Raw genomic sequence first — 13486 nt, 5'->3', positions numbered from 1 at the left:
GGCTGGGTGGCCATGCTATGCTCTCCTGCAAAGAAGAAGCTACGCGCGGGCAAGGACGCCGGTTCCACCAATGCATCCATATCCCTTGCTCTCGCCAATGCTTTTCTCTATGCCGCGCCGACCGGCGACCGATGCGGGCGTGGCGAAACTGGTAGACGCGCCAGATTTAGGTTCTGGTATCGCAAGATGTGGGGGTTCGAGTCCCTTCGCCCGCACCAGTGTCAGGCTTGGCTTGATCCGGCGCCAACGAGATTCAGCTAAGAAAGCGTTTGAGAGAAGAGATGCAGACTGTCGAGACGTTGAACGAGGGCCTGAAGCGCGCCTACACCGTGACCATCACGTCGAAGGATATCGACGCCCGCGTTGAGAAGGAAGTGCTGGCGATTGCGCCGCAGGTGCGCATGCCCGGCTTCCGCCCCGGCAAGGTGCCGGCGAACCTCGTCAAGAAGATGCATGGTGAAAGCCTGCAGCGTGACGCGCTCAACAATTCCATCCAGGAAAGCGTTCAGAAGCTGATCGCCGACCAGAAGCTGCGTCCCGCGATGCAGCCTTCGGTCGAGCTGGACGAAAGCTTCGAGTTCGGCAAGGACGCGCAGGTCAAGGTGGAACTGGAAGTTCTGCCCGTGATCGAAGCCCCGAGCATCGACGGTCTGAAGCTGGAGCGCCTGACTGCCGAAGTCAGCGACGCGCAGGTCGAGGAACAGGCCGGCCGCATCGCGACCCAGCAGGGCGCGCTTGAAGAATATGCCGCCAGCCACAAGGCGAAGGACGGCGACACGCTGGTCATCGACTTCGTCGGCAAGGTCGACGGTGAAGCGTTCGAAGGCGGTTCGGCCGAAGGCGTGAAGCTGAAGATTGGCTCGGGCCAGTTCATCCCCGGCTTCGAAGAGCAGCTCGGCGGCGTGAAGAAGGGCGAAGAAAAGACCATCGAAGTCACCTTCCCCGAAGATTATGGCGCCGCGCACCTCGCCGGCAAGGCCGCGACCTTCGACGTGACCGTGCAGTCGGTGCTGAACGCCGACAAGCCCAAGCTCGATGACGATTTCGCCAAGTCGCTGGGCCTGGAAGGTCTCGACCAGCTCAAGGATCTGCTCAAGGGCCAGATCGAGCAGGAGCATAACGGCCTGACCCGCACCTACATGAAGCGCAAGCTGCTCGACCAGCTCGCCGCTTCGCACGACTTCGACGTTCCGCCGAGCATGGTGGAAGCCGAATTCAACCAGATCTGGCAGCAGCTTCAGCATGAAGCCAGCCATGAAGCCGATCCGGAAGCGGCTCTGGCCGAAATGGAAGCCGAGAAGGAAGATTATCGCGGCATCGCCGTGCGCCGCGTGCGCCTGGGCCTGCTGCTGTCGGAAATCGGCCAGGCCAACAATGTCGTCGTTTCGGACAATGAAATGAACCGTCTCATCATGCAGGCTGCCCAGCAGTACAGCCCGCAGGACCGTGAGCGTTTCGTGCAGTATGTCCGCCAGGATCCGATGGCCGCCGCCCAGCTGCGCGCGCCGCTCTATGAGGACAAGGTCGTCGACTTCCTGTTCGAAAAGGCGGAAGTCAGCGACCGCGCTGTCAGCCGTGAGGAACTGGAAGCTGCGATCGAAGCCGAAGATGGCGATCTGAAGCCTCACGTCCACGGTCCGGGCTGCGGCCATGACCACGATCATGACGACAAGCCCAAGGCGAAGAAGGCCGCTGCCAAGAAGAAGGCCGAGCCCGCCGAGGCCGAGGCCGTAGCCGAGGAAGCGCCCGCCAAGAAGGCTCCGGCCAAGAAGGCTGCCGCCAAGAAGGACGACGCCCCGGCTGAGGAAGCTGCCGCCGAGGAAAAGCCCAAGGCGAAGAAGGCTCCCGCCAAGAAGGCCGCTGCCAAGGCTGAATAAGCCTTTCCAGCCAGCAAATCGGAACGCCCGTTCTTCCCGACAGGGAAGGGCGGGCGTTTTGCATGGTGTCTCGGGTGGCGATCAGCCCTCGGCGCGAACGCCGGGATGATACGCGCTTTTCCTGATCTTTATTTTTGCGCTGCAATATATTCTGATGAAGGCCCGAAACTTGGGATCAGGCGATGAACTGATCGCGGAGGGCTTATGCAAGTCGTCAAGGGCGGTTCTGGTCGGGGTCTTGGGCAGTTGCTGATGAACAGGTGGCTCCTGGTGGGCGTCTGCCTGCTCCTGTTCCTCGCCTTCTTCCTCCTGCGCTTTCCCGGTGAGCCCAACAGCGACAGCAACAGCCAATATCATCAGATCGTCACTGGCCAGTTCAACGATTGGCATCCGCCGCTGATGGCGCGGATCTGGGAAGGGCTGACCCTGTTCGGCGCGGGCACCGGGCCGATCTTCGCCTTCGACACCATTTTCTACGGCTGCGGCGTTGCGCTGCTGGCCAGCCTGCCGGCGCGGCGCGGCCGGTGGCTCTGCGCCTATTGCATGATCTTCCTCGCGGCCCAGCCGATGCTGCTGATGATGAGCGTCAACATCGCCAAGGACATCATGATGGCGGTGATGTTGCTGCTGGCCGTGGCGATCATCGGGGCGGTGCAGGAAGGGCTTGTCGCCGCGCGGCCGGCCCGGACGCTGTGCTGGGCGCTGGCGCTGCTGATCGTCGTCATGGCGGCGCTGGTCCGCAGCAATGCCGTGTTCCTGGTTGCGCCGATGCTGATCTTTGCCGGCCGGCCGGCGCTGATGGCACGGCCGGTGCTGATGCTGGCGCTGTCCGCGGTCGGCGGAGTGTTGCTGGTCCCGGCCAGCAATATCGTCAATCATCGCATCCTTGGTGCATCGGATGCCGGGGCGATCCGGTCGCTGCAGATATTCGACATCGCCGGCATCATGGTGCGGGGCGGGGATGATGTCCTGGCCGATCTGCCCGGCGCGCAGGCGCTGACTCAGGATGTCCATCGCTGCTACAGCCCGATCATGTGGGACACGCTGGCCTATGCCCACTGGAACTGCCATGTGCTCAAGAATGTCGAGCAGGCGATCCGGGATAGCGGGGGCGCATCGCTGTCGTCACGCTGGACTGGCGCGATCCGGCATCATCCGCTGGCCTATCTGCAACATCGCCTGACCCATTATAATTCGACCCTCTATTTCTGGGTGCCGGTCCATCATACCGAAGCTGTGCGCAAGCTGAACACCGCCGGCAACCGCGGCGGGTCGTTCAAGAACCGGCTGCTGGACCAGGTCCGTTATTCGCCGCTGACCTCGCCCGTGATGATGGTCGCGATCGCGCTGGTGCTGCTGCCCTGGATCATCGCTGCACTGCGCGTCTCGCGCGATGCGCTGCTGCGTGTCTGCGCGATATTGATATGGCTTGCCTTGATATATACAGGCACCTTCCTGCTTGTCGGGGTGGCGACCGATCAGCGCTATTTCTTCTTTACGACATTGGCGGTTTGTCTGGCCCTGCCGCTCGCATTGTCCGATGCGACGATAAGGGCCATGATGCGGCGACATTCGGCATTGGCGGTTGCAACGGTGGGTGTGCCGGCAGCCATATTGGCGCTGACCGTCGTTGCGCGATACATGTTGCCGCCGCCGGTCTGACGGGCGGCGGCCATATTTGGTCAGCATAGGTTGGGGCAATTTATGGATATGGACAATCTTTCGAACCTTGGCGTGGGCCACCCCCGCGTCGCCGTTATCCTGCCCTGCTATAATGAGGCCGGGGCGATCGTGCAGACGGTGGAGGATTTCCGCCGCGCGCTGCCCCATGCCGAAATCTATGTCTTCGACAATAACAGCAGCGATGGCAGCCGCGAACTGGCGGCCGGTGCGGGGGCGATCGTTCGCCGCGTGGCCCAGCAGGGCAAGGGCCATGTCGTGCGCCGCATGTTCGCCGATGTCGATGCCGATATCTACATCATGGCCGATGGCGACGCGACCTATGAAGCGGCCGCCGCGCCGCAGATGATCGCCGCCATGCTGCAGGATAATCTCGACATGGTGGTGGGCTGTCGCCGCGATCAGGTGGAGGCAGCCTATCGGCGTGGCCATCGCTTCGGCAACTGGGCGCTCACCAGCCTGCTCAAGCAGCTGTTCGGCCGCAGCTTCACCGATATCCTGTCGGGCTACCGCGTCTTCTCGCGCCGTTTCGTCAAGAGCTTCCCGGTGCTGTCCGCCGGCTTCGAGATCGAGACCGAGATCAGCGTCCATGCCCTCGAACTGGCGATGCCGGTGTCCGAAGTGATGACCGCCTATGGCGCGCGCCCGGAAGGATCGGTCAGCAAGCTGTCCACCTATCGCGACGGCTGGCGCATCCTGCGCACGATCATCACCCTCTATCGCATCGAGCGGCCGATCCTCTTCTTCGGCATCATCGCGGCCTTCCTGGCAGCGCTGGGCCTTGGCCTCGCGGCTCCGCTGATCGTCACCTATGCCCAGACCGGGCTGGTGCCCCGCTTCCCGACCGCGATCCTGGTCACCGGCCTCATGATCCTGGCGACCCTGAGCGGCATGTGCGGCCTCATCCTCGACACGGTGGTGCGTGGCCGCCGCGAAGTGCGGCGGCTCGCCTATCTCGCCTTCCGCGCGCCCAGCGACTACGCCTTGAAGGACTGAACCCGGCGACGCAGCCGCATCGCCAGGATCAGCAGGGTGACGCCGGTCACCAGCGCATAGAAGCCGATCCCCCAGCCCAGCATGGCCACCGACACATGCGGGTTGGCAAGGGCCAAATAGAGGACGAACAGCCCCAGCAGCAGCGAGAGCAGCCCGCTCAACGCCAGCAGCCATTCGCCCTCTATCTCCTTGCGCAGCCGGATCGCGGCGATGATTTCGAGCCCGCCGGCGATGATCGCCCAGCCCGCGATCAGGAACACGGTCAGCAGCGCATAGGTGATCGTCATCGCGATCGGGGTGACGATGAAGATGATGCCGACGGCAATGCCCAGCAGCCCGCGCAGCAGCATCGCGCCCCAGTGGCGGCCATGGCCCATCCGGCGAAAGGCACTGATCGCCGAGAATATGCCGTCGACCAGCGCATAGACCGCGAAGATCAGCGTCAGCGCGAACAGCGCGCTGAACGGGTAGGCCAGGGCGATGATGCCCAGGATGATCGAGACCACGCCACGCAGCGCCAGCGCCTTCCAACCGAAGGAGAAGGCGGCGATCAGCCCCGGTCCGGCCCGGCCGTCATGGGGCGGAATATCGGAATGCACGTCGGAAACCATCGGCTTGTTCCCCCTGTCGCGATTTGAAACGATTGTGGAACGGTAGGGGTGACACATGGTTCCCCCTTGAACCAGTCGGGTTTTGTGCCGATGTAGGGGGTCGGGCAAAAGCACCTGACTGAAAGAGCACAATGACCAACATCATGCATGATCCCATGGCCGCGCTGGTTCCCATCGTCATCGAGCAATCGAACCGTGGCGAGCGCAGCTTCGATATTTACTCGCGTCTTCTGCGCGAGCGGATCATCTTCGTGACCGGCCAGGTCGAGGACCATATGGCCTCGCTGATCGTCGCCCAGCTTCTGTTCCTCGAATCGGAAAATCCGAAGAAGGACATCTGGATGTACATCAACTCGCCGGGCGGCGTCGTCACGGCGGGCATGGCGATACACGACACGATGAAATATATCCGTCCCCAGGTCGGCACCGTCTGCATCGGCCAGGCCGCCTCGATGGGCAGCTTCCTGCTGGCCGCCGGCGAGCCGGGCAAGCGCATCGCGCTCAGCAACGCCCGCATCATGGTCCACCAGCCGTCGGGCGGCGCCCAGGGCATGGCGTCCGATATCGAGATCCAGGCCAAGGAAATCCTTCGGATTCGCCGCCGCCTCAACGATCTCTACGTGAAATATACCGGCCAGTCGCTGGAAGCGGTGGAACGGGCGATGGACCGCGACACCTTCCTGGAGGCTGACGAAGCCAAGGCGTTCGGTCTGGTCGACGAAGTGTTCGATCGCCGCCCGGCCGCTGCGGAATCCGCAGAAGCCTAAAGGCGATCTTTACCGGGGCGCGGTACATCACCTCTTGTGAAACCGCCGTGCCCCGGTCTAGGATGGCCTTTGGACCAGAATATCCCCGGCCAGATCCGGCATGGTGCCGACGGCGGGGAGGAAAGATTGGCGAATGACTAAGCTTACGGGCTCCGATTCAAAAAGCACGCTTTACTGCTCCTTCTGCGGCAAGTCGCAGCATGAGGTGCGCAAGCTGATCGCGGGGCCGACCGTCTTCATCTGCGATGAATGCGTGGAACTGTGCAACGACATCATTCGCGAGGAGACCAAGGGCGGTCTCGTCGGCAAGAAGGATGGCGGCGTGCCGACCCCGCAGGAAATCTGCGATGTGCTCGACGATTATGTGATCGGTCAGAAGCGCGCCAAGCGCGTCCTGTCGGTCGCGGTCCACAATCATTACAAGCGCCTCAACCACGGCTCCAAGCCGGGCGAGGTGGAACTGGCCAAGTCGAACATCCTGCTTGTCGGCCCGACCGGCTGCGGTAAGACGCTGCTGGCGCAGACGCTGGCCAAGACCTTCGACGTGCCCTTCACCATGGCGGATGCCACCACGCTGACCGAAGCCGGCTATGTCGGCGAGGACGTGGAGAACATCATCCTCAAGCTGCTCCAGGCGTCCGACTATAATGTCGAGAAGGCGCAGCGCGGCATCGTCTATATCGACGAGATCGACAAGATCAGCCGCAAGGCCGAAAACCCGTCGATCACGCGCGACGTGTCGGGTGAGGGCGTGCAGCAGGCGTTGCTCAAGCTGATGGAAGGCACGACCGCCTCGGTTCCGCCGCAGGGTGGTCGCAAGCATCCGCAGCAGGAATTCCTGCAGGTCGACACGACCAACATCCTGTTCATCTGCGGCGGCGCGTTCGCGGGCCTGGAAAAGATCATCGGCGACCGTCTGGAAGCCAAGTCGATCGGCTTCGGCGCCCATGTCGCCGCGCCCGAAGAGCGCAAGACCGGCGAACTGCTGCGTCAGAGCGAGCCGGAAGATCTGCTGAAATTCGGCCTGATCCCCGAATTCGTCGGCCGTCTGCCGGTGATCGCGACGCTGGAGGATCTGGACGTGACCGCACTGGTCAAGATCCTGGTCGAGCCCAAGAACGCGCTGGTCAAGCAATATGGCAAGCTGTTCGACATGGAGAATGTCGAGCTGAGCTTCACCGACGATGCGCTGACCGCGATCGCGAAGAAGGCAATCGAGCGCAAGACCGGCGCTCGCGGCCTGCGTTCGATCCTGGAAGCGATCCTGCTCGATACCATGTTCGACCTGCCCTCGATGGAGGGTGTGGGTGAAGTGGTGGTCGACAAGGATGTCGTCGCCGGGACCAAGGAACCGATTCGCGTGTTCAGCGAGAAGGACAAGCGCGCGGAAGACGCCGCCTAGTTCATTAGCCGTTCAGGCTGGAACAAAAGGGGCCGGTGGACCATCCATCGGCCCCTTTTTCGTGCAAGTCTTTCGCACTGCACAAAATTTCCTGCGCCGTTGCATAATTGCACCAGTGTTCGTGTGGTGTAAAATTTCGACATATTATGCAATAAAATCAATGTGATAGTTTGAGGTTTCGGCCTGTTTTTCAGTGCCTTGTCCAGATGCCCGTCCAATTGTGACAGTCCCGCACCTGCATTGTAACATAATTGCAATCATAGCATCACAGGGGCGTCGCCAGTGGCCGCCAGATGCGGCGCCGGCTCGAAGAGCAAAATGGTTATGGCGCCGTGGGGCGCACTCTTGAAAAAGGGACAAGGGTCAATGAAGCAGTTTCTCAAGTGCAGCGCCGCGATTCTCGCCGTCGCTGCCCCGGCTGTCGCTTTCGCGCAGTCGACCGGTTCGGATGATTTCGATTCGATCATCGTGACGGGCGCCGTCGTCAACCAGGGCGTTGGCGGCGTGAAGATCCCTGACTCGCCCAAGGCGAAGGTCGTTCTGGGCCAGGAAATCATCCAGGCACAGCGTCCGGGCCAGTCGGTCAACGAAATCATCAACTTGGTGCCGGGCGTCAGCTTCACCAACAACGATCCCTGGGGTTCGTCGGGCGGCAGCTTCACCATCCGCGGCTTCAGCTCGGACCGTATCTCGCAGACCTTCGACGGTATCCCGCTCAATGACTCGGGCAACTATGCGATCTACACCAACCAGCAGGTTGACGCCGAACTGATCGAGAACGTCAACGTCAACCTCGGTTCGACCGACGTCGACAGCCCGACCGCCGCTGCGGTTGGTGGCACCGTCAACATCAAGACCCTTGAGCCGAGCGACGATTATGGCGTTCTGGCCAGCGTCAGCTACGGCAACATCGTCGCCGACGGTGCGGGCGATCGTCCCTATTTCCGCATGTTCGGCGTGGTGAACACCGGTGACCTCACCGGTCACGGCACCAAGGCCTGGATCTCGGCTTCGCGCATTCGCAACGACGCCGCCTTCGCCAATTATGGCAAGGTGTCGAAGCAGCAGTATAACGCCAAGATCTGGCAGGATATCGGCAGCAACGGCGACTTCATCTCGGTCGCTGCCCATTATAACCAGAACCGCAACAACTTCGGTGGTTCGCCCTTCCGCGCCAGCGCCTTCACCGGCGACAAGAGCGATCGTTTCTATGACATCGCCGGCGGCTATCCCTGTAAGGTTAATGCGACTGGCAATGTTGCTGTAGCGGATCAGGCAAATTCGTGCGGAACGGATTTCGAGCGTCGTTACAATCCGTCCAATACGGGTAATATTCGCCTCAATTCGAAGTACACCCTCACCGATCGTCTGACGCTGTCGGTTGACGGTGCTTATCAGTGGGTCAAGGCCAATGGTGGCGGTACGACCGCGGCATATGAAGGCTACAATTACATTAATGGTGTTCCTTATACGGGGAACTATGGTGGTTCGTTCTATTTTGGTCGTGATTTCAACAGTGACGGCACTTTGGGTGTCGACAAGAATGGCGACGGAAAGATCCAAGATTATACCGTAACTAATGCGGACGGTACTCGCACAACGATTACGGAATCTGATCGTTACACCGTGTTGCAGCCGAGCCAGACTAATACCCGACGCTGGGTCGGTATCGCTAACCTTGCCTATGAAATTAATGAGTCGAACCGCCTGCGTCTATCTTACAGCTATGACCGCGCCCGTCATAGGCAGACCGGTTATGCCGGTTTGGTCGACTTGGGCGGCGAACCGCTGGACGTTTTTCCGATCAATGATCCGTTGACCGATATGGCAGGTAATGCGCTGCAGAAGCGCAATCGTCTGTCGTTCGCGACCTTGCATCAGATCGCTGGCGAATATCGTGGTCAGTTTTTCGAAGATCGTTTGAGTCTCCTCATCGGCGGCCGCATGCCGTTCTTCAAGCGCGAACTGAACCAATATTGCTTCACCACCAGCTCGGGCGGTTTTGTGGACTGCGTGCCGGATGATCAGCGCGCTGCTTACATCGCTGCGAAGCCTTACAGCTTCAATCCGACCACCGGTAAGGCGACCGGTTCGGCGCTCCCGCAATCGCGGACATTGAAATATGACAAGTTCCTGCCGAACGTAGGCGCGACCTTCAAGATCACGCCGGAAATCAGCATTGCAGGCAGCTATGCGAAGAATATCTCGGTGCCCAGTACCGATGCGCTTTACAACGCATTCTACTTCCCTGCTGACAGCGATGCGGCCTATCGCGTTCCGGAAACATCGGACAGCTTCGACGCCAGCCTCCGCTACACCTCGTCGAAGGTACAGGCCGCTGTCACCGGCTGGTACTCGAAGTACAAGAACCGTCTGGTCACCGCCTATGACATCGACGGTAACGGCACCGACACCAACCTGGGTCCGGTGAAGAAATATGGCGTCGACGCCAATATTTCCTACAGCCCGATCAAGGAAATTACTGCTTATCTGTTCGGTTCCTACATCAAGTCGGAAATCCAGAACGACGCCGTGACCGGCAGCTGCGCCGCGACCAGCGACATCGCTCTGGCGGGCCTGTGCTATGTGCAGGATAGCGTTGCCTATCTCCGCACCTCGGGTAAGCGTGAACGCAGCGCGCCGAAATATCTGTTCGGTGGCCGTCTGCAGGGCAATCTGGGCGACTTCACCCTGGGCGTCCAGGCGAAGAAGACCAGCTCGCGCTATCTGAACGACATCAATGGTGAAATTCAGAGCGTGACGCTCACCGATGGCACCAGCAAGATGATCTTCCCGGGTGCGAAGTTCGGTGCCTACACCGTCGTCGACCTCGACCTGCGCTACTCGCTGGCCAGCGTCGGCATGGAAAAGGGCGCGATCCAGCTGAACGTCAGCAACCTGTTCGACAAATATTATGTCGGCTCGTTCAGCGGCGGTCTGGATACGCTCGCCAGCTCGTCCTCGGCCTTCGTGAACTTCGGTTCGCCGCGCGCGATCAGCGCCTCGCTGATCATCGGCTTCTAAGCCAGGCGCCGACAGGCAAAAAGGAAGGGAGGCGCGGAGCGATCCGCGCCTCCCTTTTTCATGTCCTATTCGCCGTCGCTCGATTATGATCGGGGATAGGGTAGTGTGCGCTTTCCGATAGGATCAGGACAGCGCAATAAAATGTCGAAATGTGCGGGAAATATGGGAGGTTAAGCGCCCAATTTCCTATTTTCGGGCGCCCGGCCGCTGTCTCAGTTCAGGCAGTCATCCAACCCGTCGCGCTGCACCACCGGGATGCGAGCCGAGATGCTGTTGCCATAGCGGCGGGTGACGCCTTGCGGGTCGATCGCCTCGCGCTTCTTGGGCAGCGGCAATACCGCCGCCAGCCGCGCCGCCTCGGCCCGGCTCAGCTTGCCGGCGCTATGGCCGAAATAGCGGATCGATCCGGCCTGCACGCCATAGGTGCCGATGCCGGTCTCCGCGACGTTCAGATAGACTTCCATGATCCGCCGCTTGCCCCAGATCGCCTCGATCAGCACGGTGAACCAGGCCTCGAAGCCCTTGCGGACGAAACCGCCACCCTGCCACAGGAAGACATTCTTCGCTGTCTGCTGGCTGATCGTGGAGCCGCCGCGAATGCGCCCGCCGCTGGCATTGTGGCGCATGGCCTGGGCAATCGCGACCGCGTCGAAACCATGATGGCTGCAGAAGCGACTATCCTCCGCCGCGATCGCCGCGCGCGGCATGTCCGGGTCGATCGCGTCCAGGCGCTTCCATTCCTTGGTGATGCCATTGGGATCGAGCAGCATGGTAATGGTCACCGGCGGCGGCACGAAGCGATAGATGACCACGGTGCCGACCGACAGGCCGACAAAGCCGATGGCGACCTTGAGGGGGATGCTGATCCAGCGGGAACGACGTTTCTGGGCGGAGGCAGGCTTGGGCGCGGCTTTGGCTTTTTTCATGGGCCGCAAACTAGCGTCCCCGCGCGCCGTCGTCATCGATTCCTTCAGGCGGTCGCCAGGCTCGGCGTACGGCCCCGGTTGATCAGCAGGACCAGCGCTGCGCCGATCAGGCACAATATGCCGGCCGCGATGAAGGCGGGCATATAGCTTTGCCAGGCGGTGCGCGACAGGCCGCCGGCCAGCGCGGCGCTCGCCGCGCCCAGCTGATGCCCGGCAAAGATCCAGCCGAACACGATATTCGCCTTTTCGGGGCCGAAGCGCTGCGCCGTCAGCTTCACGGTCGGCGGCACCGTCGCCACCCAGTCGAGGCCATAGAAGATGGCGAACAGCGACAGGCTGTAGATCGAGAAGTCGCTGAACGGCAGGTAGAGGAGCGATAGGCCGCGGAGGCCATAATAAAAGAAGAGCAGCCAGCGATTGTCATAGCGGTCGCTGAGCCAGCCCGATGCCAGCGTGCCGGCAAAGTCGAACAGCCCCATCATCGCCAGCATCGACGCCGCGCCCACTGCCGCCAGTCCATAATCCCCACACAGCGAGATGAAATGGGTCTGAACCAGGCCGTTGGTGCTGGCGCCGCAGATATAGAAGGAGAAGAAGAGGATCCAGAAGGTCGGCACCTTCGCCACGTCGCGCAGCACGATCAGCGGCGTCGCCAGCAGCGCGCCCAGGCTGGCCGGCTGGGCAGGCACGGGCTGGATCGCCTGTTCGCCATAAGGGGCAAGGTTCAGGTCCGACGGCCGGTCGCGCATCAGCAGCATGACCGCGACGGCCGCGACCAGGATCGCGCCGCACACCAGCAGCATCGCCGTGCGCCAGCCATAGCTGCCGGTCATGCTGGCCAGCAGCGGCAGGAAGGCGAGCTGGCCGGTCGCGGTGCTGGCCGACAGCAGCCCCATCACCAGTCCGCGCCGCTCGCTGAACCAGCGGGTGGCGACCGTCGCGCCCAGCACCATGGCGGTGAGGCCGGTGCCGACGCCGATCACCACGCCCCAGAGAAGGACGAGCTGCCACAATTGCGTCATGCCAAGCGACAGCAGCAGGCCGCCAATGACGATCGACAGCGAAATCAGCATCATCCGCCGTACGCCGAAGCGGTTCATGAAGGCGGCGGCAAAGGGCCCCATGCCGCCGAACAGCAGGAAACGGATCGCCAGCGCCCCGGAAATATCCGCCGCGCTCCAGCCAAATTCCTTCTGCAGCGGCACGATGAACACGCCCGGCGCGCCGACCGCGCCGGCTACCACCAGCATGGTGAGGAAAGTCGTGCCCGCGACGGCCCAGCCATAATGGACATTGCGCGCGGCCAGGCGGCGGGCGAACATGGTGGACAGCATCGACTTCCCCTTGGATTGGCCCTTGGACTGGCCCCTGAACTGCTTCTTGAGCCGGAAAACGGACTGGCGTTAAATGATGGGTATCATATATAAGGTCAAGAGGCCAATTGGAGATGCAGGATCATGAAAGTCAGCCGTGAACAGGCCGAACGCAATCGCGAGAAGGTGGTGGATGCCGCATCCCGCCTGTTTCGCGCCCGTGGCGTAGAGGGCGTCGGCATTGGCGAGGTGATGCGCGAATGCGGTCTTACCCATGGCGGTTTCTACAATCAGTTCGAATCGAAGGAGGCGCTCGCGGCCGAAGCCTGTGCCACGTCGCTCGCGCGCGGCGCGGCCAAGTGGCGTCGCCTGTCGGCCGAGGATGGGCCGGATGCCATCACCGCCGATTATCTGAGCGCCCGTAATCGCGACGCGCCTGAAACCGGCTGCGCGTTGATCGCGCTCGGCCCGGACGCTGCGCGCAAGGGCGGGCCGCTTGCCGCCGCCTTTCGCGAAGGGTTCGAGGATCTGACCGCCGTGTTGCAAAATGCCGGCATTGCTGATCGCGACGCGGCGCTGGCGCGAATGGCGCAACTGGTCGGCACGATGGTGCTGGCCCGCGCGGTGGACGATCCGGCGCTGTCGGAGGAATTGCTGGCGGCCAATCGCCGCGCCCTGGGTGTCGAGGCGTGAGCGGCGCCGCCCAATGGCGACCGATGGGGCAGGGGGATGTGGACGCAGCGGCGGCCATTTCCGATTGGGTCCATGGCGCCTATACGGAGAAGCCTGCCATCTATGCCGAACGGTTGCGCCTCTATCCGGCGGGTTGCTTCCTGCTGGAGTGGGATGGGGAGGCGCTCGGCTATCTCGTCACTCATCCCTGAGCTGGG

The 13486-nt window shown here is 61.9% G+C and carries 11 protein-coding genes and 1 tRNA gene; 9 read left to right on the top strand and 3 right to left on the bottom strand.

All coding sequences use genetic code 11. From position 1 onward, the window contains the following. The first annotated feature begins 133 nt into the window (after positions 1–133). The 4 genes from CG471_RS19635 to CG471_RS19620 all read left to right on the top strand — a co-directional run bounded on the left by CG471_RS19635 (position 134) and on the right by CG471_RS19620 (position 4553). A tRNA-Leu gene (locus CG471_RS19635) sits at positions 134–218 on the top strand. Between the two features lie 63 nt (positions 219–281). Further along, the gene (tig, locus tag CG471_RS19630; RefSeq protein WP_099233201.1) at positions 282–1877 is read left to right on the top strand and encodes a trigger factor; all 1596 of its coding nucleotides are present in this window, start codon (positions 282–284) and stop codon (positions 1875–1877) included. 252 nt (positions 1878–2129) lie between these two features. Continuing rightward, the gene (locus tag CG471_RS19625; RefSeq protein WP_099233199.1) at positions 2130–3539 is read left to right on the top strand and encodes a hypothetical protein; all 1410 of its coding nucleotides are present in this window, start codon (positions 2130–2132) and stop codon (positions 3537–3539) included. A gap of 42 nt (positions 3540–3581) precedes the next feature. Continuing rightward, positions 3582–4553 carry a glycosyltransferase family 2 protein gene (locus CG471_RS19620; protein WP_004207566.1) on the top strand — a complete coding sequence of 324 codons (972 nt, stop codon included), beginning with the start codon at positions 3582–3584 and terminating at the stop codon, positions 4551–4553. Here CG471_RS19620 and CG471_RS19615 read toward each other — a convergent pair. Further along, positions 4535–5164: an HdeD family acid-resistance protein gene (locus CG471_RS19615; protein ID WP_010336052.1), complete on the bottom strand. Its 630-nt coding sequence runs from the start codon at positions 5162–5164 to the stop codon at positions 4535–4537. The genes CG471_RS19620 and CG471_RS19615 overlap by 19 nt on opposite strands. 131 nt (positions 5165–5295) lie before the next feature. On the opposite strand from CG471_RS19615, the gene clpP reads away from it, so the two are divergent. The 3 genes from clpP (at position 5296) to CG471_RS19600 (ending at position 10357) form a co-directional block, all read left to right on the top strand. Then, positions 5296–5931: an ATP-dependent Clp endopeptidase proteolytic subunit ClpP gene (clpP, locus tag CG471_RS19610; protein WP_004207564.1), complete on the top strand. Its 636-nt coding sequence runs from the start codon at positions 5296–5298 to the stop codon at positions 5929–5931. A 133-nt stretch (positions 5932–6064) separates the two neighbouring features. Then, positions 6065–7333, top strand: coding sequence for an ATP-dependent Clp protease ATP-binding subunit ClpX (gene clpX, locus CG471_RS19605; protein WP_004207563.1), 1269 nt, complete (start codon positions 6065–6067; stop codon positions 7331–7333). A 366-nt stretch (positions 7334–7699) separates the two neighbouring features. Continuing rightward, positions 7700–10357: a TonB-dependent receptor gene (locus tag CG471_RS19600; protein ID WP_099233197.1), complete on the top strand. Its 2658-nt coding sequence runs from the start codon at positions 7700–7702 to the stop codon at positions 10355–10357. 212 nt (positions 10358–10569) lie between these two features. On the opposite strand, the gene mtgA is transcribed toward CG471_RS19600, so the two are convergent. Both mtgA and CG471_RS19590 read right to left on the bottom strand, forming a co-directional pair. After that, complete coding sequence (gene mtgA, locus CG471_RS19595) at positions 10570–11283, bottom strand: monofunctional biosynthetic peptidoglycan transglycosylase (protein ID WP_099233195.1); 714 nt, start codon at positions 11281–11283, stop codon at positions 10570–10572. A 44-nt stretch (positions 11284–11327) separates the two neighbouring features. Beyond that, complete coding sequence (locus CG471_RS19590; RefSeq protein ID WP_004207560.1) at positions 11328–12617, bottom strand: MFS transporter; 1290 nt, start codon at positions 12615–12617, stop codon at positions 11328–11330. A 123-nt stretch (positions 12618–12740) separates the two neighbouring features. On the opposite strand from CG471_RS19590, the gene CG471_RS19585 reads away from it, so the two are divergent. Both CG471_RS19585 and CG471_RS31425 read left to right on the top strand, forming a co-directional pair. Next, positions 12741–13289, top strand: coding sequence for a TetR/AcrR family transcriptional regulator (locus tag CG471_RS19585; protein WP_099233193.1), 549 nt, complete (start codon positions 12741–12743; stop codon positions 13287–13289). Further along, the gene (locus tag CG471_RS31425; protein ID WP_257211611.1) at positions 13286–13480 is read left to right on the top strand and encodes a hypothetical protein; all 195 of its coding nucleotides are present in this window, start codon (positions 13286–13288) and stop codon (positions 13478–13480) included. The genes CG471_RS19585 and CG471_RS31425 overlap by 4 nt, the downstream gene beginning before the upstream one ends. Positions 13481–13486 lie beyond the last annotated feature (6 nt).

Origin of the sequence: Sphingobium sp. IP1 (assembly GCF_002708645.1) — a bacterium.
Classification (GTDB): domain Bacteria; phylum Pseudomonadota; class Alphaproteobacteria; order Sphingomonadales; family Sphingomonadaceae; genus Sphingobium; species Sphingobium yanoikuyae.
Note: the sequence above shows the minus strand (reverse complement) of the source record. Positions and strands in the feature narration are given on the sequence as shown.